The sequence below is a fragment of the Ereboglobus sp. PH5-5 genome (assembly GCF_029504805.1).
Classification (GTDB): Bacteria; Verrucomicrobiota; Verrucomicrobiia; order Opitutales; family Opitutaceae; genus Ereboglobus.
In genome coordinates this window covers 106,868-130,557 of sequence record NZ_JAQFIT010000009.1, presented here as the reverse complement: position 1 = coordinate 130,557, position 23,690 = coordinate 106,868, and the positions used below count along the sequence as shown (strand labels likewise).

21 protein-coding genes are annotated in these 23,690 nt (G+C 60.9%); 9 read left to right on the top strand and 12 right to left on the bottom strand.

The genetic code is table 11. The annotated features are described in order from the left end of the window. The first annotated feature begins 65 nt into the window (after positions 1-65). The 9 genes from M2103_RS07605 to M2103_RS07565 all read left to right on the top strand — a co-directional run bounded on the left by M2103_RS07605 (position 66) and on the right by M2103_RS07565 (position 9,899). The gene (locus M2103_RS07605; protein WP_277509740.1) at positions 66-1,172 is read left to right on the top strand and encodes an AIR synthase-related protein; all 1,107 of its coding nucleotides are present in this window, start codon (positions 66-68) and stop codon (positions 1,170-1,172) included. A 24-nt stretch (positions 1,173-1,196) separates the two neighbouring features. Next, entirely contained in the window at positions 1,197-1,832 is a 636-nt protein-coding gene (locus M2103_RS07600) for a Maf family protein (protein ID WP_277509739.1), read from the top strand. Positions 1,833-1,874: 42 nt separating this feature from the next. After that, positions 1,875-3,065 (top strand): hypothetical protein, encoded by a 1,191-nt coding sequence (locus M2103_RS07595; RefSeq protein ID WP_277509738.1) that lies wholly within the window; start codon positions 1,875-1,877, stop codon positions 3,063-3,065. Next, positions 3,062-3,943, top strand: a complete 882-nt coding sequence (locus M2103_RS07590) for an RNA pseudouridine synthase (protein ID WP_277509737.1) — start codon at positions 3,062-3,064, stop codon at positions 3,941-3,943. Before M2103_RS07595 ends, M2103_RS07590 begins: the two co-directional genes overlap by 4 nt. A 100-nt stretch (positions 3,944-4,043) precedes the next feature. Beyond that, positions 4,044-4,235 (top strand): 50S ribosomal protein L35, encoded by a 192-nt coding sequence (rpmI, locus tag M2103_RS07585; RefSeq protein ID WP_108823718.1) that lies wholly within the window; start codon positions 4,044-4,046, stop codon positions 4,233-4,235. A 102-nt stretch (positions 4,236-4,337) separates the two neighbouring features. Next, positions 4,338-4,724: a 50S ribosomal protein L20 gene (rplT, locus tag M2103_RS07580; protein ID WP_277509735.1), complete on the top strand. Its 387-nt coding sequence runs from the start codon at positions 4,338-4,340 to the stop codon at positions 4,722-4,724. 273 nt (positions 4,725-4,997) lie between these two features. Further along, on the top strand, positions 4,998-6,041 hold the full coding sequence (gene pheS, locus M2103_RS07575) for a phenylalanine--tRNA ligase subunit alpha (protein ID WP_108823720.1): 1,044 nt from the start codon (positions 4,998-5,000) through the stop codon (positions 6,039-6,041). 95 nt (positions 6,042-6,136) lie between these two features. Beyond that, positions 6,137-8,632 (top strand): phenylalanine--tRNA ligase subunit beta, encoded by a 2,496-nt coding sequence (gene pheT / locus M2103_RS07570; protein WP_277509734.1) that lies wholly within the window; start codon positions 6,137-6,139, stop codon positions 8,630-8,632. 322 nt (positions 8,633-8,954) lie between these two features. Continuing rightward, the gene (locus tag M2103_RS07565) at positions 8,955-9,899 is read left to right on the top strand and encodes a hypothetical protein (RefSeq protein WP_277509733.1); all 945 of its coding nucleotides are present in this window, start codon (positions 8,955-8,957) and stop codon (positions 9,897-9,899) included. Between the two features lie 93 nt (positions 9,900-9,992). On the opposite strand, the gene M2103_RS07560 is transcribed toward M2103_RS07565, so the two are convergent. The 12 genes from M2103_RS07560 to M2103_RS07505 all read right to left on the bottom strand — a co-directional run bounded on the left by M2103_RS07560 (position 9,993) and on the right by M2103_RS07505 (position 23,640). Next, positions 9,993-10,721: an SMI1/KNR4 family protein gene (locus tag M2103_RS07560; protein ID WP_277509732.1), complete on the bottom strand. Its 729-nt coding sequence runs from the start codon at positions 10,719-10,721 to the stop codon at positions 9,993-9,995. Between the two features lie 190 nt (positions 10,722-10,911). Beyond that, positions 10,912-11,412 carry a type II toxin-antitoxin system VapC family toxin gene (locus tag M2103_RS07555; RefSeq protein ID WP_277509731.1) on the bottom strand — a complete coding sequence of 167 codons (501 nt, stop codon included), beginning with the start codon at positions 11,410-11,412 and terminating at the stop codon, positions 10,912-10,914. Further along, positions 11,381-11,557 (bottom strand): hypothetical protein, encoded by a 177-nt coding sequence (locus tag M2103_RS07550; protein ID WP_277509730.1) that lies wholly within the window; start codon positions 11,555-11,557, stop codon positions 11,381-11,383. The genes M2103_RS07555 and M2103_RS07550 overlap by 32 nt, the downstream gene beginning before the upstream one ends. Before the next feature lie 336 nt (positions 11,558-11,893). Then, on the bottom strand, positions 11,894-14,107 hold the full coding sequence (gene pnp / locus M2103_RS07545; RefSeq protein WP_277509729.1) for a polyribonucleotide nucleotidyltransferase: 2,214 nt from the start codon (positions 14,105-14,107) through the stop codon (positions 11,894-11,896). 447 nt (positions 14,108-14,554) lie between these two features. Further along, on the bottom strand, positions 14,555-14,818 hold the full coding sequence (gene rpsO, locus M2103_RS07540) for a 30S ribosomal protein S15 (RefSeq protein ID WP_108823724.1): 264 nt from the start codon (positions 14,816-14,818) through the stop codon (positions 14,555-14,557). A 382-nt stretch (positions 14,819-15,200) separates the two neighbouring features. Further along, positions 15,201-16,583, bottom strand: coding sequence for a class I adenylate-forming enzyme family protein (locus M2103_RS07535; RefSeq protein ID WP_277509728.1), 1,383 nt, complete (start codon positions 16,581-16,583; stop codon positions 15,201-15,203). Between the two features lie 53 nt (positions 16,584-16,636). Continuing rightward, positions 16,637-18,106 carry an Asp-tRNA(Asn)/Glu-tRNA(Gln) amidotransferase subunit GatB gene (gene gatB / locus M2103_RS07530; RefSeq protein ID WP_277509726.1) on the bottom strand — a complete coding sequence of 490 codons (1,470 nt, stop codon included), beginning with the start codon at positions 18,104-18,106 and terminating at the stop codon, positions 16,637-16,639. A gap of 52 nt (positions 18,107-18,158) precedes the next feature. Continuing rightward, on the bottom strand, positions 18,159-18,542 hold the full coding sequence (locus M2103_RS07525) for a GxxExxY protein (protein ID WP_277509725.1): 384 nt from the start codon (positions 18,540-18,542) through the stop codon (positions 18,159-18,161). Between the two features lie 67 nt (positions 18,543-18,609). Further along, the gene (gene gatA, locus M2103_RS07520) at positions 18,610-20,064 is read right to left on the bottom strand and encodes an Asp-tRNA(Asn)/Glu-tRNA(Gln) amidotransferase subunit GatA (RefSeq protein ID WP_277509724.1); all 1,455 of its coding nucleotides are present in this window, start codon (positions 20,062-20,064) and stop codon (positions 18,610-18,612) included. A 137-nt stretch (positions 20,065-20,201) separates the two neighbouring features. Next, positions 20,202-20,495 (bottom strand): Asp-tRNA(Asn)/Glu-tRNA(Gln) amidotransferase subunit GatC, encoded by a 294-nt coding sequence (gatC, locus tag M2103_RS07515; RefSeq protein ID WP_108823729.1) that lies wholly within the window; start codon positions 20,493-20,495, stop codon positions 20,202-20,204. Between the two features lie 28 nt (positions 20,496-20,523). After that, a complete protein-coding gene (locus M2103_RS07510; protein ID WP_277509723.1) occupies positions 20,524-21,321 on the bottom strand; it encodes a hypothetical protein in 798 nt (265 codons plus the stop codon). 51 nt (positions 21,322-21,372) lie between these two features. Beyond that, complete coding sequence (locus M2103_RS07505) at positions 21,373-23,640, bottom strand: tetratricopeptide repeat protein (protein ID WP_277509722.1); 2,268 nt, start codon at positions 23,638-23,640, stop codon at positions 21,373-21,375. Between the last annotated feature and the right edge of the window lie 50 nt (positions 23,641-23,690).

Sequence of the window (23,690 nt, the reverse complement as noted above, 5' to 3'; positions counted from 1 at the left end):
GATAATCCCACGCTTCATTAATCCTTCCAGCCTTCAGCCTTTCAGTCCTTCAGACCTTCCCACACATGTCCCTCAGCTACGAATCCTCCGGTGTAAACTACGACCAGCTCGACGCCTTCAAGCGCGCCTGCCAGAAAGCCGCGCGCGCCACCGCCGGGCTCCTCGCGCCGCACGGCTATGCCGAACCCGCCGCCACACGCGGCGAAAGCGCCTACCTCATTGAGGCGTCCGACCATTACCTTGCTCACGTCGAGGAGGGCCTCGGCACCAAAAACCTCGTCGCCGACGCCTACCAAGCCGCCACCGGCAAGACCTTCTACCGCGAAATCGCCATCGACACCGTCGCCACCATTGTCAACGACCTCATCACCTGCGGCGCGCTTCCGATCTCCGTTGCCATGCACGCCGCCGTCGGCGATTCCGCATGGTTCACCGACGAGGCCCGCATGAACGCCCTCGTTGACGGCTGGGCCGAGGGCTGCCGCCAGTCCGGCGCCGTCTGGGGCGGCGGCGAAACCCCCACCCTTCGCGGCATCGTCAATTCCGACGCAATCGTCCTCGCCGGCTCCGCCATCGGAAAAATTTCCCCGAAAAACCTCCGCATCACCGGCGACGTTCACGACGGCGACACGATCATCTTTCTCGCCTCCTCCGGCGTGCAAACCAACGGACTCACGCTCTGCCGGAAAATCGCCGACTCGCTCCCGCAGGGCTACCTCACGCCCATCGGCCACGGCGACCCGCGCAACTACGGCGAGGCGCTCCTCGCCCCGTCGGTGATCTACGTCGCGTTCGTGCGCGAATGCCAGCGCCGCAACATCAAGCTCAACTACGTCGCGCACGTCACCGGACACGGCTGGCGCAAACTCATGCGCCTCGACGAACCCTTCGTTTACGAAATCACCGACCCGCGCCCGGCCCCCGCGCTCTTCAAGTTTCTTCAGGAGGCCGGCCCCATTTCCCAGCGCGAAATGTATGCCACCTTCAACCAGGGCATCGGTTTCGCCGCCTACGTCTCGCCCGAAAACGCCGAGGCCACCCTCGCCGCCGCCAAAGCCACCGGCTACGATGCCTGGCTCGCCGGTCGCGTCCGCAAGGACGGCCAGCGCAAAGCCGTCACCATCCCCTCGCTCGGCCTCGAATACGACGGCGAAACACTCGCGCTGCGCTGAGTGCGCGCTGTCGCCACCCGCGCAATGCACGATCAGTCGCATCAGCCAGATCTGGCCGTTTCATCCGATTCGCCACCCGCGCGCCCGCGCCTCATCCTCGCCTCCGCTTCGCCGCGCCGCCGCGAACTCCTTGCGCAAACCGGCATCCCCTTTGACGTGATCGTCGCCGATGTCATCGAGCACGAAGACCCCGCCACGCACCCGCGCACGATGGTCGCGCACAATGCCGCGCTCAAGGCCGACCATGTCGCCTTACTCCACCCCAACGCGTTCGTGCTCGGGGCCGACACCACCGTTTTTATTGACGACACCGTGCTCAACAAACCCGCCGATCTCGACGAGGCGCGCGCCATGCTCAAGCGCCTTGCCGGGCGCACCCACACCGTTTTTACCGGCGTCGCGCTCCGCAATCTCTCGCGCCAAATCCGCATCGACGACGGCGTCACCAGCCAAGTCACATTCAAGCCCCTCGACGATGCCGTGATCGACGCCTATTTCCACATCGTCAACCCGCTCGACAAGGCCGGAGCCTACGGAATCCAGGAAGGCCGCGACCTCATCATCGACCACTGGGACGGCTCCTTCTCAAACATCATGGGCCTGCCCATGGACGCCACGAAACAAATTTTGACCCGCTGCGGTCTCATCGGCACATTTTGAACATTCCAGCGTCTGTTGTTGTATAACAACAAACAACCACACATGCCGCCGCCGCTCAAAGAACGTCCCTCCAGCCTGCTCGAAGCAGCGCCGCCATCGCGCCGCAAATCGCGCTACGCGCTGCTCGAAACCGGGGACCCGGCGGATCGCCGCCGCACCATCGGCCTCGGCATTGTGCTCACCATCGGAGTCTGGCTCCTCTGCCTTTTCCTTTTCAACCTCCTCATCACCCACCTCGACCACCAGCACACCAGCAACACCGGCGACATCTCCACCCCGAAACCCTCCTTCGACATAGAGCTCCAGCCCGAGGAGTTTCTCCTCCCCAAGCCGCCTCCCCCGCCCCCGCAAAACTTCGTCGAGACCAATCCCGACGCCCCCGAAAACATTCCCGACAAAACCGACAACTTCGGCGCGCACAACCAGCAGGCCGCGCAGGAAACGCCCACCCCCGGAGGCAAAAGCGACCGCCCCGCAATCGAGGGTCAGGATGAGATCGACTCCACCCAAATCGTCAGCGGCGATCTCCGACAGCAGCCAATCATTGAAACACCCCCGCCACCGCCACCCACGCCCGAACTCAAGGAATCGAGCAGCGTCACCGAAGTCACCCCCGCCCAGCGCGAGCAAAACCCGCTCTCCGGCGAGCAGAAAATTCAGGGCGACAGCGAAACCGGCTACGGCATGAACGAATACAAGCTCCCCGAAGCCCTGAAAAACATCACACCCGACGCCACCGAGCACACCCAAGGCCTCCCCGACGCCCCGCTCATCACCGGCGTCCCCCAAACCACTCAACCCCAAATCGACCCCAAACGCCCGCAACCCCGCATCACGCTCAACCGGCAAAAAGTCCGTCCCGCAATTTTTAAGGAAAACAAATTCGGCACCCAAAACATCGGCGCCATGGCCTACGACGCCAAATGGAGCAACTACGGCCAGTATCTTCAAAAGCTGATCGACACCGTCCAAATCCAATTTGAGGACCTCAATGAGAAAAGCCGTTTCTGGCCGCCCACCGGCACGAAGGTCACAGTCCGATTCATTCTCGATTCCGAAGGCAAGATCGCCGAAATTGTCGAGGCCGACGGCAACGGCGGCAGCCAGGCCACGCAAATCTGCATCAGCGCGATTACTGACCGCGCGCCCTACGGCAAATGGACCGACGACATGGTCGCCATCCTCGGCGAGAAACAGGAAATGACCTTCACCTTCTACTACGGCAGGCCGTGAGCGAAATCCCGGACCCAATCGACGACTACTGGCGAACACTCCCCCTCGGGCGCGGCGTGGATGTCATCACCCGCGATCCCAACGGCCTTCTCGCCCTCAACAAACCCGCGGGCACCCTCTCCCACCCCAACGCCCCCCGCGACCAGCCCCGTTCGCTCCTCAACGCCCCCTACGAATCCGACGGCGAATATTATGAATGGAATACGGGGTGCGGAGTGCGGAATGCGGAATTACAAACCGCCGAATCCGCGCCGCCCGCCCGCCCGCCGCTGGCGTCCGGTCATTCCGCATTCGGCACTCCGCACTCCGCATTCAAATGCCGCCTCTGGCTGCTCAACCGCCTTGATTCCGCCACCTCCGGCGTGATCCTTGCCGCGACCACGGAAGAACTCGCGCGCGAAATCCGAGCGCTCTTTCGCGAACGCCACATCAGCAAAACCTACGCCGCGCTCGTCTTCGGCAGCCCCTCCGAAAAAACGCAACTCTGGCGCGACCGGCTCGCCGTGCAAAAACGCGGCGGCCAAATCCGCGCCGCCGCCCGGGCCGGAAACATCCCCGCCGAGGCGCGAATGAGCCTTCTGCGCACCAGCCGCAACACCCCCGCCGCCGCGGGCGCGCCCATCTCGCTCATCCAGCTCGAACCGAAAACAGGACGCAGCCACCAGCTCCGGGTGCAATGCGCCAAGCGCCATCTTCCAATCATCGGCGACGCCACTTACGGCGATTTTCGAGCCAACCGCGACTTCGCCAAACGCACACGCGAAAAACGCCTCTTTCTCCATTCGCTCGAAACCCGTTTCGACTACACCCACGCCGGACGCGCGTTCACCTTCGCCGCCAAGGCCGACCTCCCCGGGGCGTTCACCGCGCATCTTTGACGGATTTTGCGCCGGCAATGGGCGGCGTTTTTTTCATTCGGGAAGTTTTCCCTTTACACGCGCTCGAGCAGCCTATCTTTTGAACGGCTCTACTGTAATCATGCAAAAGACAAAAAAGTCCGTTGCCAAACGATTCAAGGTGTCCGCCAAGGGCAAATTGATCTATCGTTCGCCAGGCACTCGCCACATCGCGAGCACCAAGTCCTCCAAGCAGAAACGCCGCTTGGGCAAGGCCAAGGCTCTCTCCGAGACCCACACGCCTCCGCTCCTGCGTTGCCTGCCCCACGCCTAAACCGCCGAGGGACCGCGCGAACGATCAAACCATAACCACGCCAACCGGGTGAATCCCAACGAGACGACCCGGCGGCGACTAAAAAAATACACATAATATAACATGGCTCGTGTCAAAAACTCCCCCGCGTCGCGCAAGCGCCGCAAGAACATGCTGAAGCATGCCAAAGGCTACTTCGGCAACAAATCGAAGCTCTATCGCTACGCGAAAGAAGCCGTCCATCACGCCTGGCAATACGCCTACCGTGACCGCCGCAAGAAGAAGGCCGAGTTCCGCGCCCTCTGGATCGTGCGCATCAGCGCCGCCTGCCGCGAGGCCGGCATCAGCTACAACCGCTTCATCGAGGGTCTCAACGCCGCCGGCGTCGCCCTTGATCGCAAGGTCCTCTCCGACCTCGCAATCCGCGACGAAGCGGCCTTTACCGCCCTGGTCAAACAAGCCCAGGACGCGTTGAAGAAAAAAGCCGGGGCCAAAAAGGCCGCGGCCTAAAAGCTTAAACGCGAGCCCGGACGCGGCTCGCCTCTCATTTTCAGAAATCATCAGAGGACGGGCCTCGTTCGAGCGAGGTGCCGTCCTCTTTGTTTTTTAACATCCACCGACAGATCAACCTGTCCCGTTCTTCCAGCCCGTCGCCGACAATCAGACAAATTTTCGATTTTGGATTTTCGATTTTCGATTGCGCGCCACCGCGCGTGACCGAAGGCGAAACCGGAGCGGAAGCGCCCAATCCAAAATCGAAAATCCAAAATCGAAAATTTCCACATGCAAGACCAACTCAAAGCCCTGCTCGACAAAGCCCGCACCGAACTCTCCGCGACAAAAATCCGCGCCGACTTCGAGGCCGCGAAAGCCCGTTACGTCGGCCCCAACGGCTCGCTCACCGCGTTCATGAAACAAATGGGCAGCCTGCCCAAGGAGCAAAAACCCATCGTCGGCAAGCTCATCAACGAGGCCAAGACCACCCTCACCGGCCTCCTCGAAAACGCGCTCCGCGCCATCGAGTCCAACGAGCTCGCCGCGCAACTCGGCCCCGAAATCGACCCCACCCTTCCCTCGCCCGACGCCCTCGCCGGCACCTATCATCCCCTCACGCTCGTGCGCGAGGAAATGTGCCGCATCCTCGCAAAAGCCGGGTTCAACGTCGTCGAGGGTCCCGAGGTCGAAACCGAATTCTACTGCTTCGACGCGCTCAACACACCCGCCGACCATCCGGCCCGCAACGAGCAGGACACGTTCTATTTCCCCGCCGCCACGCGCTTCGGCAACGTCTCGCGCAAGGTCGCCGACGAAAAATACCTCCTCCGCACGCACACCTCCTCCGTGCAAATCCGCACGATGCTCAAGGGCCCGCCGCCCATCCGCATCGTCTCGCCCGGACGCGTTTACCGTCGCGACACCACCGACGCCACGCACTCCGCCAACTTTCACCAACTCGAGTGCCTCTACGTCGACAAAAACGTCACCGTCCGCGACCTCAAGGCGCTCCTTGATTACATCTTCGCCTCGCTCCTCGGCAAGGACACGAAGACCCGTTTTCGCCCGCACTATTTCGGCTACACCGAGCCCAGTTTCGAAGTCGATCTCAGCGCCAGGCACCTCCCCAAGGTGAACAAGGAATGGATCGAAATCGGCGGCTGCGGCATGGTCGATCCGACCGTCTTCGACGCCGTCGGCTACGACTCAAGCGTCTGGACCGGCTACGCCTTCGGCATGGGCCTCGAACGCCTCGCAATGCTCCTCTACGGCATCGACGACATCCGCTACTTCTACCAAAACGACCTGCGTTTCCTCAGGCAGTTCGCCTGAACCGCTCACGTCCCATTACCAACTTGAATCGACTTCCGTCGACTTAAGTCGATTTAAGTCGAAATCCCGCTCCCGCATTTACCGCACCACCACCCATGAAAATCTCCCTCTCCTGGCTCAACGACTACGTCGATCTCAACGGCATCGCCACCGACGAAATCTCCCGCGCCATCACCTTTCTCGGCCTTGAAGTCGAGGCGGTCATCAACACCGGCGCGCCCCAGTTCAACAACGTCGTTGTCGGGCGCATCCTAACACGCGACAAACACCCCAACGCCGACAAGCTCTCCCTTTGCACCGTCGATGTCGGCCCCGCCGGCGGCGTGAAGACAATCGTCTGCGGCGCGCCCAACTGCGACGCGGGCAACCTCGTTCCCGTCGCGCTCCCCGGCGCCATCCTCCCCGGCAATTTCGAAATCAAGCAATCCAAAATCCGCGGCCAGTCCTCCGACGGCATGATGTGCTCGTCCAAGGAACTCGCGCTCGAGGGTGGCGACCACGCCGGCCTCATGATCCTCGCCACCCCCGCGACGGAAACCCCGCCCGCCCTCGGCACTCCCATCAACGACATTCTCCCCCCGGGCGACATCGTTTTCGACATCGAAGTCACACCCAACCGCCCCGACTGCCTCAGCCACATCGGCATCGCGCGCGAACTCTCCGCCTGGTTCAAAAAATCGCTCCGGTATCCGGAAATCAAATACGACCCGGGCAACACCCGCGCCCCCTTTGCCGCCTTCGCCGCGCGCCCCGACCTGCTCGAATCCATCCGCGTCGACGCGCCCGAGATGTGCCCGCTCTACACCGCCACCGTCATCACCGGCATCAAGATCGGCCCCAGCCCCGAGTGGATGCAACGCCGCCTCCTCGCCGCGGGCATGCGCCCGATCAGCAACATCGTCGACATCTCCAATTACGTGATGCTCGAATACGGCCAGCCCACGCACGCCTTCGACGCGAAAAAAATCGGCGGGCACAAACTCATCATCCGCCCGGCCAACGAGGGCGAAAAAATCATCACCCTCGACGAAAAGGAGCGCGCGCTCAGCAGCCGCATGCTCGTCATCGCCGACGCCGAAAAACCGCTCGTCATCGCCGGTGTCATGGGCGGCGAAAACTCGGGCATCGACGACACCACGACCGACATCATTCTCGAGGCCGCCAGTTTCGCGCGCAGCCTCATCCGCTGGACATCGCGCCGTCTCGGACTCTCCTCCGACTCCTCCTACCGTTACGAACGCGGCGTCGATCCGCACATGCTCGACGAAGCCACGCGCCGCGCCATCTCGCTCATCCTCGAACTCTGCGGCGGGCAGGTCGCCGGCGCCACGCACAAGGCCGGGGGCGACGTCCCCTGGCAGCGCGAGGTTCAAGTCACCGCGTCCTTCGTGAACGAACGCGTCGGCTTCGAAATCCCCGTCGCCGAGCAACGCGCCGCGCTCGAGGCGCTCGAGCTCCGAATCACACGCGAGGACAAAAACGCCCCCGGCGGCCCCGCATGGACGGTTGCCATCCCGAGCTGGCGCAACGACCTCGACCGGCCCATCGACCTCGTCGAGGAAGTTCTTCGTGTTTACGGCACGGAAAAAATTCCCCCCGCGCCCGTGCTCGCGCCGACGATCATCGGCAACGACGCCCCCATCGTGCTCTTCAACCGCGAAGTTTCCGCCTACCTTGTCGGCCAGGGCTTCAACGAATGCGTGAACTACACGCTGCGCTCCAAGCGCGAAGTCGAGACGTGGGTTTCACAGGCCGCCGGGGCCGAGCTTGCGCTCCTCAATCCCTTCACCGAGGATCAGTCGCACCTGCGCCCCACCCTCGTGCTCGGACTCCTCGAAACGCTCAAGCTCAACCAATCGCGTGGCGTGCCGGCCTCGCGCCTCTTTGAAACCGGGCGCGTCTTTATCGAGCGCGACGGGCAAAACTTCGAGTGTGTTTCGGTCTCCTTCATCATTGCCGAAAACGACCTCGACCGCGCCTGGCTCAAGCGCGAGCCCGCCGACTTCTACACGACAAAACGCCTCGTCGAAACCCTCGCCGGCATCGGCGGCATCGACATCGCCCGCCAGCCCGTGAAAGCGCCCGGCGGCGCGTTCTTCGGATGGCAGGAAGGCCAGTCCGCCATCATCGGCGACATCGCCCACGGCTGGACCGCGCGCCTCGGCCTGATCAACCTCGCCATGGTTCGCAGCCTCGGCATCGAGGGCAAGGTCTACGGCGGCACGCTCTCGATTCTCTCCGAGCGCGTCAAAACCGTCTCCGACCGCCGCCGCTATCAACCCATCACGATGCACCCCGCCGCGCTCCGCGACATCGCGCTCGTGGTCGATGAAAAGCTCCCCGCCGGCGACGCGCAAAAAACACTGGCCAAGCACGCCCGCGCCACGCTGCCGAAAACCTTCGCGCTCGAAGCCGCGAACATCTTCGACGTCTACCAAGGCAAGGGCCTGCCCGAGGGCAAAAAAAGCCTCGCGTTCAGCCTCGTCTATCGCGCCCCCGACCGCACCCTCACCGACGACGAAGTCAACACCGCCTTCGCCAAGCTTCAGGAAATCCTCGCCAAGGAAACCGACTGGCAAATCAGAAAGTAGCAAATCAGCCCTTGCAAACGCACATGATTGCCTCATGGGGCAATCACCAGTCCAATCCAGCCACAAAGCGTGTTCTTCGGAAGGCGCCAATAGGTGGGACGGTTGGCGGGCTTTCGCTCGAAATACCAAAACACCGTGCGATAGGCATCGCGCGAAGTGTTTTGGTGTTCAAATCAAATAAATCGCATTCCTCGCGCCTTCCACGCCTCGTTGCGACCGTGCGTTGCGCAAAGACCAATCCGAGGTTTGGTTACCCTCGCCTTCTTGGGCGGGAATCCTTTCGTTGCGCTCACCCCCAACCGCCCGTTATGCAATGATCACCATGCTTTCTTCCAAAACCATTCCGTTTCTTGTTTTCATTTCGTGCTGCCTGCCCCCGCCTTGCGCCGCTTTGGGGACGTTTGCCCTTTCGCCGCCCGCGGGGAAAAATTATGTGACCTGCGAGGGCGTTTATCCCGGCCATTTGCAGGGGATCACGACAAATGGCGCGGATGCCATTTATTGGTCGTTCACCACCGCGCTGGTCAAGACCACTCCCGCCGGAAAGGTTCTCAAAAAAATCAACGTGATCAACCATCACGGCGACCTGACTTTTGCGAACGGCAAGGTTTATGTGGCGGTGAACGATTATGTCAGCGAGAAGCCGGGGCAATTCAACCATCCCAACCCAAACAATCCCGCGAGACAGTGGGTTTACGAATACGACGCCGACCTCAATTTTCTAGCCCGCCATTCGGTTCCGCAGGTTATCCACGGCGCGGGTGGCGTGGCGCATCACAAGGGGCATTTTTGGGTGGTCGGCGGACTGCCCGGCCCGTGGGCTGGCGGTTTCGATCCCGAGAAATACAACAAAAACCACCTCTATGAATATGATGTCGCGTTTCGATTCGTGAAGGCTCACGAGCTGGCCACGGGCAACACCGACATGGGCATTCAGACAGTGGAGTTCGGCGGCGGCAGATGGTGGTTTGGCACCTATGAGGGCTCGCCCCGGCGTCCGGTCGGCGGCAAAGGCACGCCGGGCTGGCGGCACCAAGTTTTTTCGACCGGCGAAACCCTCGCCGCATTTGCGCGCTTCGGCTTCCATGCGGGAAAGCCCGAGGGTATCTATCCGAATGCCTCGTTGGGAATCGCCGCACTGCCCGGCGGCCAGTTTTTAATCGGAGGCGGAAGCGGCAAGAAGAATGAACGCCGAGGCCACGCATGGATGGCCGAGGCCACTGATGATGGACGGTTGAGGGTGCTTGATAGGGTTTCTGTGAAATGATGGGGGCGGAAGCATGCATTCAAAAAAATGAACGAAAGAGACGAGCCAGAATGCCACCGCTCATCACGAGATTTTTGGTTCTGCTGCGTTTGCTTATCTGCCAAATAACTTGGTCAAAAATCCAGCAGACGGCGGTTTTTCATAAGCAAAAATATGCTCGTGTTTGTATCTATGAAGTTTGGTTTTTGGTCCGTATCGGCCCCATGAAAATCCCATGCCGACTTTGGCGTTTCTTAAATCCACGATTTTGGATTTTGCATTAAGGGTTCGCGCAAAATCACAAATGCTTTCATCGGAAGATGCACATGCATCGGCGTATTCGATTACATCCGGGTTTCGTTTCCAAACTTCGAAAAGCCTGTCTTCATGTATGTCATTAATCAATGATTCGTGTGGGGCGGTAAACAGTCTAAATACCTCGATCAGAAAAGATGAAATGCTCGGACTTTGATACAGGATAACAGGCGCATCATGGCATGCAAAGAATACAGGAGCACTATCTTTTGTTTGCGGTGTAATATCCAGAACCCAAAAGTTACCAAATCCATCTGCCGCTATTGGCAATCCGTTCGGAAATACCTCGGGAAACTCAAAAGAGAGCGAGTGTCCCGTAAAATCAATTTGCTCAAGACATCCGTCAATCGCAGAGCAAAATGACAAAATTGTTCGAAGTTCATCAGGAAGTTTCTGGCCGATTTTGTCTTCAAGTGTTTTGATCTGCTCCGGGGATGCCGGTGGGGATAACTCGATTGTTATTTTGTCGCCGTCCTCGTTCGTCAGTTCGGCATGCTGGGCATTTTTAATAATATCAATTGGGGTCATTCAATGAAGTGTTAGTCATTATATGCCGGTGCCAAGGCAGTAATTGAACAGATGAAAACTCCGTTCGCAGGCAGCTGTGCCACTGAAAAGAGGCGACGCGGAGCGCCGTCCATGGGCGGGTCGCCCATGCCACTCTATCCACATGGGCAGGATGTCTATGCTACCCAAGCCCTCGGACTGGAAACCCGTGTTACGAAAACTTCTTCAACATGTCCGAAGGGGACACAATTTCCAGGCAGCCGACATCATGCGCGTCAAGCAGAGCGTGCAGTTTTGCCTTGGGGATTTCGAGCATGTGGTGGTCGGAGGAAATGATCATTTCGCACAGCGCAAGCGCGGCTTCAGCGACAATAAACGAGTCGTTTCGCTCCTCCTCCGGAAGCAGTCCTTGAGCGCGCATTTTATCGGCGATCCGTTCGGTGATTGCATGGCCCGCAGGTATATAATTCACCGGTTGAAATCCCCATGCCCGCATTTGATGGAGCGCTCGCGTGGCAAGCATCCGAACCTCGGCATCGCCTTTTATTGAGAGATACCGGAGTTCCAGAATCACCGTCGGCAGCACGATAAACGCGCAACCGGGCATGTGTTCGCGCATCAAATCCACCGCATCAGTTGCCGCATCCTTGGGAACAGCAATATCCAGAAGGATATTCGTATCAACGGCGACGACTTTGGGCTTTGGGGGCATGAGAGGGCTTGGAATAAATCATCGCGAGGCCCTCGTTCAGGAGATCCAGTCTTTCAGCGTCCGTCAGCGTATTCATCTGCGCCCGATATTTTTGCACGACGAGCGTGCCCTTACTGGGTTTCGATGCGCGTGATGTCGCTTTCATGACGGAAGGTTCGCTCGTATTCATTAGGCCTGCAATGGGGTTTTGCCTGTGGTTTGGATTTTTAATAAGTTATTAAATGCTTTCCCCGGCAAGGAAAAACAAGCGAACGCGAAAGGTAAGCAGGAAGTTTTGATTTACAAAGATTGGCGGCGTGGCATGGGCGGAACGCCCATGCCACCCACGTCCACAAGATAATCGGCCACAGCAACTTGGACTGCCATGCTTGCTCATTTTTCGCTTTTCAAACAGGCCGACTTGGCAGTCCGCGCTACAAAAAAACGGCGTCCGTTTTATGGGACGCCGTTGAGTGTGAATGGTTGTTTTGTTTTTCCTCGCTTAGCTGGCCGGGGTTTCCGGAGCGGCGGGAGGAGGCGTGTCGGCGGCGGGTGCGGCTTCGCCGTTGGCGGCTTGCTGCTGGGTTTCCATTTCCTTCATCGCGGCTTTGCGCGAGAGGCGGACTTTGCCGGAGCGTTCGTCGATGCCGATGCACTTGACCCACATTTCGTCACCGACTTTGCAGACGTCCTCGGTGCGGCGCACGCGGAAATCAGCGAGTTCGCTGATATGCACGAGGCCTTCCTTGCCGGGGATGCATTCGACGAAGGCGCCGAATTCCTTCGTGCCTTTCACGACGCCGCGGTAGAGCTTGCCCACTTCGATTTGCGCGCCGCCTCCGCAGAGGATGTCGATTTCCTGGATGGCGCGAGCCATCGAGTCGGCGTTGTTCGAGTAGATGAAGACCTTGCCGGAGTCGTCCTCGGCGATGTCGATTTGCGCGCCGGTGGTCTCGACGATGCGGCGGATGGTTTTGCCGCCCGGGCCGATGAGGAGTCCGATGTTGTCCGGGTCGATTTGGATGGTCTGGATGCGCGGCGCGTAGGTGCTGAGTTGGGCGCGGGGCGCGGGGATCGAGGCGAGCATGATTTTCAGGATTTCAATGCGCGCGTCGCGGGCCTGATAGATGGCTTTCTTGGCGATCTCGAAGGGGAGACCGTTGATCTTGAGGTCGAGCTGGAAGCCGGTGATGCCGGTGGTGGTGCCGGCGAGCTTGAAGTCCATGTCGCCGAAGTGATCTTCCTCGCCGAGGATGTCGGTGACGGTGACCCATTTGGAGATCGAGCCGTCGTCGGCGTTTTCGGTCATGAGGCCGCAGGAGATGCCGGCGACGGGCGCGATGATGGGCACGCCGGCGTCCATGAGCGAGAGGCAGCCGCCGCAGATGGAGGCCATCGAGGTGGAGCCGTTGGAGGCCATGATGTCGGAGACGACGCGGATCGAATACGGGAAGACGTCCTCGGGCGGGAGCACGGGAACGAGGGAGCGCTCGGCGAGCGCGCCGTGGCCGACTTCGCGGCGGCCGGGGCTGCCGAAGCGGCCGGTTTCACCGACGGAATACGGCGGGAAGTTGTAGTGGAGGATGAACGATTTCGACTTGGCGCCGCCGGTGAGGGCGTCGAGGTCCTGGGCTTCCTTGGTGGGGCCGAGGGTGGTGGTGACGATGGTCTGGGTGTCGCCGCGCTTGAACATGGCGGAGCCGTGCACGCGGGGGAGGATGCCGGCCTCGGCGGCGATGGGACGCAGCGAGGTCGAGTCGCGTCCGTCGGCGCGGGTGCCGCGTTCGAGAACGGCCTTGCGGTAGGCGCTGTATTGGAGGTCTTCGAAGACGATGCCGATGTCGTGGTCCGCGAAATTGCCTTCGCCGAGCTCGGCGGTGAGGGCGGCTTTGCACTCCTCCTTAAGGGCGGCGACGTTGGCAGAGCGAACTTGTTTTTCCTTGCCGAAGATGGCGTCAACAATCTTGGGGGCGGCGATGCGCTCGACGATGGCACGGGCCTCGGGCTTGGCGGAGACGAGCGGGTATTCGCGCTTGGGTTTGCCGGCGATGGAAACGAGTTGCTTGATTCCGGCGATGATGGGCTGGATGGCCTTGTGCGCGAATTCGAGCGCCTCAATGAAGCGGTCCTCGGGGAGCTGCGCGGCGGAGCCCTCAATCATGAGCATGTCTTTTTCGGTGCCGACGTAGATGAGGTCGAGGTCGGACGAATACATTTGCTCGATGGTGGGGTTGGCGACGAACTGGCCGTCGATCTGGCCGACGCGCACGGCGCCGATGGGGCCGGACCAGGGAATGTCGGAGATGGCGAGCGCGGCGCTGGCGCCGTTGACCATGGAGATGTCGGCGTCGTTGATTTGGTCGGCGGAGAGGAGCAGGCCGATGACCTGCACTTCATTGAGGAAGCCGGCGGGAAAGAGCGGGCGGCAGGGGCGGTCGCAAAGGCGCGAGGTGAGGATTTCCTTTTCGGAGGGGCGGCCTTCGCGCTTGAAATAGCCCCCGGGGAAACGTCCGGCGGCGGAATATTTTTCGCGATAGTCGACTGTGAGCGGGAAGAAGTCCTGGCCGGGCTTGATGTTTTCGGCGGCGGTGGCGGCGACGAAGAGCGTGGTTTCGCCGACTTGGACGGTGACGGCGCCGTTGGCGAGGTGCGCGAGCGAGCCGGTGCCAAAGGTGATGCCGAGCTCGGGGACTGTGACTGTGTGTTTTTGATTCATGTTCGTATTTTGGATTTTGTATTCTCGATTTTGGATTGATGAACCACGGAAGATAATTCGAGAGGGTATTGATGGTTTCCGGGTTTTGTTTTTTAACCGCGAATGGACGCTAAAGGACGCGAATAAATACAAATGAAACACGGGTCGAAAATCGGCCTGTTATTCGCGTCTATTCGCGTTCGTTCGCGGTTCTAAATCTCTGACTGGTTTTTATTATGGGCAAAAACTCGCGGACAATGGTGTTCGCGTTGCTTTTGCCGGGAGGTGTCTTTTTTGCATCCTCGTTCAGTGTTCGAGAGATTTCCGTTTGGCGCCCGCGCCGTTTTTTGTGGCGGAAGAGGCAAGCGGAAATGTCCCGGAATCTGTGGCGAGTGTCGTTGGCTGCGCGGGGCAGTTAAGACAACGGGCGACCCGCGGATCGGGTCGCCCGTGTGCTGAAAAGAGTGGTTAGCGACGGAGGCTGAGCCTTTGCAGCATCTCGTTATACTTGGGCAGATCGTTGCGCTTCAAGTAATCGAGGAGTTTGCGGCGGCGGCTGGCCATCTGGAGAAGGCCGCGGCGGCTGTGGAAGTCCTTGCGATGCGTGCGCAGATGCTCGGTCAAGTGATTGATGCGAGCGGTGAGCAACGCGATCTGGACTTCGGAAGATCCGGTATCCTTCTCGTGTGTTTTGAACTGACTGATGATTTCTGGTTTTACTACTGTTGACATGTGGTTTTGTGGTTTTGAACTGCACGACCGTAGGGGCGCCTTGTTGAAGGGCGTCCGCGCAACCCGCTCCGGCCTGCGAAGTTGTGAGACAACGCGGGCGTTTGCCGGTGGCACCGTTCCAATCCGGCGGGATGCCGGACCGGTCATGGTGGGAATCCGCAACCGACGGACTTCCACTAACGCAAGTCGCGATATATCTAGGAGCGCGCAAGGCGGCGCAAGAAGAATTTACGCAAATCCTCACGGAGTCGACCTCGCGAATGCCCCCACCCTTTCCCAAAAAATTCGAGAGGACCAAAACATACTCATCGTCACCACCCAAACCTTTGCCCGGAAAAACGCAGGGAACCACACACATACGCATTGTGCGCGCATCGAATGCTCATCTTGCGATCAGCTTTATCAGCGCCGCACGGTCGGTTTTGCCGCGCTGGGTGAGCGGGAATGCCGGCAGCACAACAATGCGGTCGGGGATTTTCCACGCGGCGAGGCGCGGGGTCAGCCGGCGGCGGATGTCGGCGGCGGTCGGCAGTGGCGCGTCGGTGGCGACGGCGGCGGCGATGGCGTCGGGGCGCGTCGGATGCGCGGCGACAAAGGCTTCGCGCACACCGGGCAGGGCGCGGAGCATCGTTTCGACTTCGCCGGGGTCAAGACGGCGGCCCGCGATTTTCAGCGTGCGTCCGGCGCGGCCAAGCAGGGTGAGTTCGCCGGCGGGGTTGAGCGCGCCGCGGTCGGGCGGCGAGTAGCGTCCGCGTCCGTGGACGGAGGGGCTTTCGACGGTGAAGCGTTTGCCGCGGCGGAAGGTGATGCGCACGCCGTCGATAAGTTGCCCGATGGCGCGGCCTGTTTCGGCGGCGTCACCTTTGCGATCGTAGGCGATGCCGCCGGTTTCGCTGGTGCCGTAAAAATTGTGAACGTGTTTGCCGTATTTGTTTGCGAAGGCGAGCGCGTCGGCGGGCTGGAGCGGCGCGCCGGCGGAAATGACGAGGCGCAGGCTGGCGAGCGCGGCGGGCGAAACGTCGGTGTTTGAGAGCGCGCGCAGGAGCGTGGGCACGGCGGGAAATACGGTCGGTTTCCAGCGGGCGCAATCGGCGGCGATGGATTGTGGAAACGGGCTGGCGGCGCTGAGGAGGGGCGTGCCCTGTTCGAGGAGCGGAATGACGAGGTGGCCGAGTCCGTAGGAGTGGCCGAAGGGGATGATGCCGAGGTTGAGGTCGCCGGGGCCGATGCGCATGGTAGCGCAAATCTGGCGTCCGTCGGCGAGCATTTGCGCGTGGGTGAAAACGAGCGCCTTGGGAACACCGGTGCTGCCGCTGGTGAGTTTGATGAGCAATTCGTCGCGGCGGCGAACGGGCGGGCGAGGCGCGAGCAGGGTGAGTTCACCGTCGCGCAAGATCGCGACGGCGCGGCTGGCGCCGGCAATGGCGGCAAGGCGGTCGGGCGTTTCCTTGGAATCGGCAAGCGCGGGAACGGCACCGATTTCGAGCAGACCGAGAAAAATGTAAAACCAGCGCGCGCTGTTCGGCTCGGCCATGACCACGCGGCGACGCGTGATGTGCGCGCGGGTGTCGGTGGGAAGTGAATCGAGCCATGAGCGCGCGGCGGCGGCGAGTTCAGCGCGAGTCCAGACGCGCGCGGTGGCGCCGTCGATGACAGCGGTGGCGGATGGCGATTGCGCGACGAGTGCGCGCCAGGTGGCGAGGAGGTTTGTTGGGTAGGGCGAAGCCTCCGGCTGAGCCGATTGCTTTTTCGCGTTCGGTGACAATTCCGGCTCAGCCGGAGGCTTCGCCCTACCTTTGGTATCGCCGACCGGAGCCATTATTCCGCCAGCAGTCGCCGCAAGGTTTCGTCAACGAGTTTTGGGTTCGCCTTGCCTTTGCTGGCTTTCATCACGGGGCCTTTTAGGCCGTTGATGGCGCTTTCTTTTCCGGCGCGGAATTCTTCGGCGGCTTTGGCGTTGGCGGCGATCGCGTCGCGGCACCATTGTTCGAGTTCGTTGGCGTCGGTGGGGACGGCTTTTAGGTTTTTGCGGTCGGCGATTGGCTCGGGGGCGTCGCCGGTGGCGAACATTTCGGCGAAGACTTCCTTGGCGGTGTTGGTCGTGAGCGTGCCGGCAGCGATGAGTTTGACGAGGGCGACGAGGTGCGCGGGCGGGATTTTTGCGACAGCTTCCTCAAAGGTGGCCTTGGTCGCGCCGAGTTCGCGGAGGAGGTCATTGGTAATCCAGTTGCCGAGGGGTTGCGCGAGCGCGGGGGCGTCGGGGCCGGCGAGTTTCACGGCGGCGTCGTAGTAGTCGGCGAGGGGTTTGTCCCAGATGAGGACGGAGGTGATTGTGTAGGGGAGGTTGTGGTCGGCCATGAGGCGGCGCTGGCGGTCGAAGGGGCGCTCGGGGAGCGTGGCGGCAAGGGAGTTTTTCCACTCGGCGCTGACGTGCACGGGCATGAGGTCGGGGTCGGGGAAATAGCGGTAGTCGTGCGCGTCCTCCTTGGTGCGGAGCGATTGCGAGACGCCGGTCAGGCCGTCGTAGTCGCGGGTTTCCTGGACGACGGAGCCGCCTTTTTCGACGAGGGCGGTCTGGCGCTTGATTTCGTGCTCGATGGCGTCGCGGACGTAGGAGATGGAGTTGAGGTTTTTCATCTCGACCTTGGTGCCGAGCGCGGTGGAGCCGACGGGGCGGATGGAGACGTTGGCGTCGCAACGCATCTGGCCTTTTTCCATGTCGCAATCGGAGACGCCGCCTTGCTGCATCGTGGCGCGGAGGATGGTGAGGAACGCGGCGGCTTCGTCGCCGCTGGCGAGCGCGGGTTCGGTGACGAGTTCCATGAGCGGCGTGCCGGCGCGGTTGTAATCGACGAGCGACTCGGTGGCGAAGTGGTTGAGCTTGCCGACGTCCTCCTCGAGGTGGATGCGGTTGAGCGGAATCGTTTTGTGCTCGCCCATGATGTTGCGCGCGGAGCCGGGGAGCTCGATTTCGACGGAGCCGCCGAGGCAGATGGGGGCGAATTGCTGGGTGAGCTGGTAGTTTTTGGGCGAGTCGGGGTAGAAGTAGTTTTTGCGGTCCCAACGGCATTCGTCGGCGATGCGGCAGTTGACGAGGAGGCCGGCGCGGATGATCTGGTCGATGGCGGCTTTGTTGAGCACGGGCAGCGCGCCGGGGAGCGCGAGGACGACCGGGTCGGTGAGCGTGTTGGGTTCGTGCCCGTAACCGGAGGCGGCGCGGGTGAACATTTTTGTGCGGGTCTTGAGCTGAATGTGAACTTCAAGACCGATGACGGCTTCGTATTTCATTTTTTTGGAAAAATTCTTTTTTTAACCACGGAGGACACGGAGATGCACGGAGTCAGAGGACTCTGCGAAATATGCCATCCTTGAGCAGGGGAACGTTGAAATTGATGAGGAAACCGATGCGGTGTCCGGAGAGTTTTAGGTAGGTGATGAGTTGCGCCTCGTGAACGGCGTGAAGCTCTTCCACGGCTTTCAGCTCGAGGACGACTTCGTTTTCCACTAGCAAATCCAAACGATAACCGACTTCGATGAGAAAACCCTTATAGTTCACGGGCATTTCTTTTTGGCGCTCATATTTCAGGCCCCTCAGTCCGAGCTCGAATGCGAGAGCGGCCTCATAGGTTGACTCAAGCAGTCCCGGCCCGAGCACCTTGTGCACCTCAATGGCCGCTCCGATAATTTTTTCAGTGAGTTCTTCCTGAAGTAATGTGATTTTCATGTGGAAATAAAGTCGGCCCTCATCTCTGCATTCTCCGTGTCTCTCCGTGTTCTCCGTGGTTAATAAATCAGAGATTGGGTTGACGCTTTGCCCAGTCGTGCGCGCTGTCGTAGGCGTGGGCGATTGACAGCAACTCGGCTTCCTTGAAGGGCTGGCCGATGAGTTGCACGCCGATGGGGAGGCCGGTTTGCGTGAAGCCGCAGGGCATGCTCAGGCCGGGGAGGCCGGCCATGTTCACGCCGATGGTGTAGATGTCGCCGAGGTAGGCCTCGAGGGGCGTCTTGTGCGAGCCTTTGAGGAAGGCGGGCGTGGGCGAGGTGGGCGCGATGATGGCGTCAACTTGCTTGTAGGCGTCGATGAAATCCTGGCGGATAAGCGTGCGGACTTTTTGCGCGCGCAAATAATACGCGTCGTAATATCCGCTGCTGAGAACGTAGGTGCCGAGGATGATGCGGCGCTTGACTTCCTCGCCAAAGCCTTCGGCGCGGGTTTTCGAGTAGATGTCAACGGCGTCGGTCGCGGCGGTCGAGCGGTGGCCGTAGCGAATGCCGTCGAAGCGGGCCATGTTGGAGGAGCACTCGGCGGTCGCGACGATGTAGTAAACGGCGATACCGTATTCGGTGTGCGGGAGCGAGACTTCGCGGATTTCGCAGCCTTGGTTTTTGTAGAAATTGATCGCGGCTTGGACGGCGGCGGCGACTTCGGGATCGAGTCCGTCGCCAAAATATTCCTTCGGGACGCCGAGCCGCCACGGGCCTTTTTTCTGGTGGAGCGCGGCGCGGTAGTCGGGGATTTCGGCGAGGATGGAGGTGGAGTCGAGCGGGTCGTGCCCGGCGATGGCGGAGAGCATGATGGCGGCGTCCTCGACGGTGCGGGCGATGGGGCCGACTTGGTCGAGCGAGGAGGCGTAGGCGGAGACGCCGTAGCGCGAGACGAGGCCGTAGGTGGGCTTGAGGCCGACGAGGTTGCAGAACGACGCGGGCTGGCGGATCGAGCCGCCGGTGTCGGTGCCGAGCGCGGCGGTGACTTCGCCCGCGGCGATGGCGGCGGCGCTTCCGCCGGAGGAGCCGCCCGCGACGCGCGCGAGGTCGTAGGGATTGTTGGTGGGTCCCATCGCGGAATTTTCGGTGGAGGAGCCCATCGCAAATTCGTCGAGATTGAGGCGTCCCCAGAAAACGGCGCCGGCTTCGCGGAGCTTGCGCGTCACGGTGGCGTCGTAGGGCGAGATGTAATTGGCGAGCATCTTCGACGATGCGGTGAGCGGCTGATCCTTTACGGAGATGATGTCCTTGAGGCCGACGGGAATGCCGTCGAGCGGGCCGAGCGTTTTACCGGCGGCGCGGCGTTCGTCGGACGCGCGGGCTTGAGCGAGCGCGGCGGCTTCGTCGAAGGAGTTGAACGCGCCGACGCGGGAATCAACGGCCTTGGTGCGGTCGATGCAGGCTTGGAGGAGTTCGACGGCGGAGATCGCGCGGGAGTCGAGTTGCGAGGAGACTTGGGTGAGCGGGAGGTTGATTGGCATCTGGGAGATTGGAATTTTCGATTTTCGATTCTCGATTTTCGATTGGGGAGCTTCCGCTCCGTTTTCGATTTCGGTGCCGCGCGGTAGCGCGCAATCGAAAATCGAGAATCCAAAATCGAAAATGCGAACGTCTTTGGTTATTCGACTACTTTCGGCACACTGATCATGTTGTCGCGCTGGGCGGGGGCGTTGCGGAGGGCTTCGTCGGCGGTGAAGCCGGGCGTGACGTTGTCCTCGGCCCAGACGTTGGAAATGGGGAAGCCGTGCGCGGTCGGCTCAATGCCGGTGATGTCAACGCGCTTGAGCTGATCGACGTATTTGAGGACGTCGCCGAGCTGCGCGGCGAACTTCTCCTTTTCGTCGGGCGCGAGGTCGATGCGCGCGAGCGAGGCGAGTTTTTCGATGTCGAGATTTGGTGATGTGGCGGCCATGTGAAAAAGGAAATGAATGAGCGGGAATCTACTCGCAAGCAACGTCTGCGATTGTGACGGCGCCGTCGTTGCCGGAATACATGCGGCGGTTATTTGAGTTGAATTCGTATTTCACGTCGAGCGCGAGTTGCTCGATCGAGATGAGTTTGTAGTGGACGAGCTGGTAGGTGTCGCCGGCGCGCACGGTCTCGAAGGCGATGAGGAGGTGGACGGCGTCGCACGCGATTTTCGGGTCGTCGGAGGGCGAGAGATAAAAGGTGCGCATGGTGGTGCCGGCCGTGGCGGCGCTGTAGGTTTTGCACTCCATGTAGAAACGCTCGTCGTTGAACGTGAAGGTGATGTCGGGGTAGCCGACACCGCGCGCCCTGCCGCTTTTCGCGCCGGTGGGAACGGCGGAGGGCAGCCCCTCGGCGTCGAGCGCGTCGCGGACGTATTTCTCGACGGTGTTGCCGACTTCGTTGACGCGTTTGCTGTTGATGCCGCCCTCGGATTTTATTTTCGCAACAACCGCGGCGGCGGCGCGATTCAGGCGCTTGAGGACCTCGGCGTGGTTTGGATTTTCGAAATCGAAGGGGAGAACTTTGTGGCCCGTGAGCGACTCGACGACGACGCTGAGCGGAACCGAGCGAATCGGCGCGCGCATGTGCGCGATGGCGGCCTTGGTTTGCCCGGTGTCGGCGACGGGCGGCGCGGTCGTGCCCGTGGGTGTTTGCGCGGGGGCAGTGACGCAGAAGAAAAAAGCAAACCATGCGCAAGCCAACGCGAACGGTCGCAGGCGCGAGCCCGGGCGCCGGCGGGGTTTTATAAAGTTGGGAGGGGTATTCATGTCGGAGTTGGGTTGGGTGTTTTGCGGTCGGCGCGGGCTGGTATGTTCGCGCTACTGCGCCATTGCGCGCTTGAGCAGGAGGTGCGGAAACGAGGGGGCGTAGTTCCTAACCTTGGCTTCATTCCAAAAGGCGTCGCGGTGGGAGGGATGACGGAAACCGAGAAGACAAAAAATTATGCGATCCTCGCAAGATCGCCCCGTGCCTTTCATAACCGCAACAATACTAGGAGGCGCCTCGCGGGACGATTCGAGAATATCGGCAAGCACGCGACCCCGCCGATCCGCCCTGCGCAATGAGTCAATGCCCTTTGCGTAATAGGCGTCAGCACTGGCAGCATCGTTTCCATGATGCGCGACAATGGCTGCGAGAAACCAGACGTGCGCCAGGGGATCGTCCAGCGAATCCTGTATTTTGGCCACCGCAACATGGTCGCCCCGGCTGAGCGCGTAATTCAACGCCTGCCCGCCGCCTTGCTGATTCGGACGAATCAGCGCCAAGTAGCGGTTTTCATCGCCCATGCCATAAGCGTATGAAGATTCCAAAAGGGCGCGAAATTCGGCGCGAATATCCCTGGTCATCTTGGAGCCAAACGCATCATCAAAAGCGATGAGCATACGCGTGGCTTCCGTGCTTGGACGTTTGCACACGCCGAGCATGAGCATGGCGTCAACCGCATGATTCATGCGCTTGGGCGAGGCCAGCGCCCATTTGTTCGCGAGCGCGAGCGCGTCGTCAGGACGGTTGAGCGCCACAAGAAGATTGAGCCGTTCCACGTTGCGGTCGTTTTGTTCATCTTTGGCCGCGGATTTTTCGAAACAGTCAAGCGCCCTGGCGTGGTCACCATTGCGAAGGGCCAGGAAACCGAGCCCGTTCCACGCAAACGCGCATGGTTCCTCGGGGGCGGTGAGCGCCTTTTCGTAAAGCTCACGCGCCTCGTCGTCATCGGAAATAACACGCGCCAGCAAGTAACTGTATGCACCGTTTTGCGGATTTGCCGTGAGGCGCGCGCGGTAGCCGGCGACCAAATCAACATCGGGAAACCCGATTTCCATGCACGACTGGTAGTGACGATGCCATTGCACGTTGACCGGACGCGCGTCGATGTGTCTTTCAAAAAGCCGCCGCATCTCATCCGGCTTCATTTGGGTGGCGATGTTAAAGAGCACGTCAACCGCGCTGACGCCGTAGACGAGACTGGCGTTCGCGGCGTAATCCGCCAAGGCCTCCGGTGTGCAGAATTTATGAATAAGATCGCCCGCACCCATCAGCGACATACCTCGAACAACATCGAGATGCGTGCGCGTGGAGTTCGAACCTTTTTTCAAGCGAAGCGCGGACGGCGCATCCGTGAAATAATAATCGGGCTTCCGAATGTCGTAAACGCCCTCGTTGACGAACAACTCGATGGGATTGGGCGCGTCGTCGCCGTCCTTGCCGGACGCGGTGCGCGCGGTGTAGGTGATTCTTTCCCGATAGACGATGGCGAGCCGGTCGGGATTTATAATGACGGCGCGATGAAGCCCGCCGGGCCACGTCCAGATGGAAGCCGGCCCCACGTGGATCGTGGCGGTGAACGCCTGGCTCACGCCGGGAAGCTCGGCGCGCACCTCGTAGCGGCCGCCCGGAAGCTCGATGTGTTTGACCGGAGCGCCCTCCCCCGCCGCCGCGGGACACTCGTGCGAAGCGTCGTTAAACGCGACCTTGTAGGAAACGCCCAGCCCGTTGACGAGCGTGACCGTGCGCGTCGTGTTCATCGTCCAGAAACCGAGGCAAACATAGACGGCCAAAACAAACACGCACAGCACGGCGGCGAGCCTGAACGCAACAAACACCGGCGACGGGCGCGAAGTGTGTTGCGCATCGTCGCGAAAACTGGCGGGAGTTGACGAATCCGGGCCGAACTGCGTCGGCATCGGCGCGGCGGGTTGCGGACGGTTGAAAGACGAAGGCGCCGGTTGCTGTTGTTCGGAAGGTGAAAGATTTGCCGCACGCCCGGCGCGCAACGACTCATCGTAGTATTTGCGCCAATCGTCGGTCAGGTCGGTGCCGCCGCTGATTGTCCGCCAGAGCGCGGCGGGCGTGTAGATGATTCCCCACGGAAAACCCCACCAGCCGAAGAGGAGCGAAACAAGCACCCACGGAAGCGCGCAGCCGAACCCGCCGGCCCCCGGATGGATCAGATACGCGCGCGTGCTGCGGCGAAGAGTGACCACGAGAAATGACACGCAGTAGGAATAAACAACGAGACGCGCGCCGCGCTCGATCTCGCCGCGCAGTTCCGCCTCGGTGTAGTCGGCCGGGTTGTTGCTGGATTTCATGATTGGTTAAATGGATTATGGTTCTTGTCCGGAAAAACGTCCGCGAGCGC

What these genes read in the sequence shown, in the direction of transcription:
- M2103_RS07605 (WP_277509740.1), top strand. Translation starts at nt 66, where the DNA reads ATGTCCCTCAGCTACGAATCCTCCGGTGTAAACTACGACCAGCTCGAC.
- M2103_RS07600 (WP_277509739.1), top strand. Translation starts at nt 1,197, where the DNA reads ATGCACGATCAGTCGCATCAGCCAGATCTGGCCGTTTCATCCGATTCG.
- M2103_RS07595 (WP_277509738.1), top strand. Translation starts at nt 1,875, where the DNA reads ATGCCGCCGCCGCTCAAAGAACGTCCCTCCAGCCTGCTCGAAGCAGCG.
- rpmI (WP_108823718.1), top strand. Translation starts at nt 4,044, where the DNA reads ATGCAAAAGACAAAAAAGTCCGTTGCCAAACGATTCAAGGTGTCCGCC.
- rplT (WP_277509735.1), top strand. Translation starts at nt 4,338, where the DNA reads ATGGCTCGTGTCAAAAACTCCCCCGCGTCGCGCAAGCGCCGCAAGAAC.
- pheS (WP_108823720.1), top strand. Translation starts at nt 4,998, where the DNA reads ATGCAAGACCAACTCAAAGCCCTGCTCGACAAAGCCCGCACCGAACTC.
- pheT (WP_277509734.1), top strand. Translation starts at nt 6,137, where the DNA reads ATGAAAATCTCCCTCTCCTGGCTCAACGACTACGTCGATCTCAACGGC.
- M2103_RS07565 (WP_277509733.1), top strand. Translation starts at nt 8,955, where the DNA reads ATGCTTTCTTCCAAAACCATTCCGTTTCTTGTTTTCATTTCGTGCTGC.
- M2103_RS07560 (WP_277509732.1), bottom strand. Translation starts at nt 10,721, where the DNA reads ATGACCCCAATTGATATTATTAAAAATGCCCAGCATGCCGAACTGACG.
- M2103_RS07555 (WP_277509731.1), bottom strand. Translation starts at nt 11,412, where the DNA reads ATGCCCCCAAAGCCCAAAGTCGTCGCCGTTGATACGAATATCCTTCTG.
- M2103_RS07550 (WP_277509730.1), bottom strand. Translation starts at nt 11,557, where the DNA reads ATGAAAGCGACATCACGCGCATCGAAACCCAGTAAGGGCACGCTCGTC.
- pnp (WP_277509729.1), bottom strand. Translation starts at nt 14,107, where the DNA reads ATGAATCAAAAACACACAGTCACAGTCCCCGAGCTCGGCATCACCTTT.
- rpsO (WP_108823724.1), bottom strand. Translation starts at nt 14,818, where the DNA reads ATGTCAACAGTAGTAAAACCAGAAATCATCAGTCAGTTCAAAACACAC.
- gatB (WP_277509726.1), bottom strand. Translation starts at nt 18,106, where the DNA reads ATGAAATACGAAGCCGTCATCGGTCTTGAAGTTCACATTCAGCTCAAG.
- M2103_RS07525 (WP_277509725.1), bottom strand. Translation starts at nt 18,542, where the DNA reads ATGAAAATCACATTACTTCAGGAAGAACTCACTGAAAAAATTATCGGA.
- gatA (WP_277509724.1), bottom strand. Translation starts at nt 20,064, where the DNA reads ATGCCAATCAACCTCCCGCTCACCCAAGTCTCCTCGCAACTCGACTCC.
- gatC (WP_108823729.1), bottom strand. Translation starts at nt 20,495, where the DNA reads ATGGCCGCCACATCACCAAATCTCGACATCGAAAAACTCGCCTCGCTC.
- M2103_RS07510 (WP_277509723.1), bottom strand. Translation starts at nt 21,321, where the DNA reads ATGAATACCCCTCCCAACTTTATAAAACCCCGCCGGCGCCCGGGCTCG.
- M2103_RS07505 (WP_277509722.1), bottom strand. Translation starts at nt 23,640, where the DNA reads ATGAAATCCAGCAACAACCCGGCCGACTACACCGAGGCGGAACTGCGC.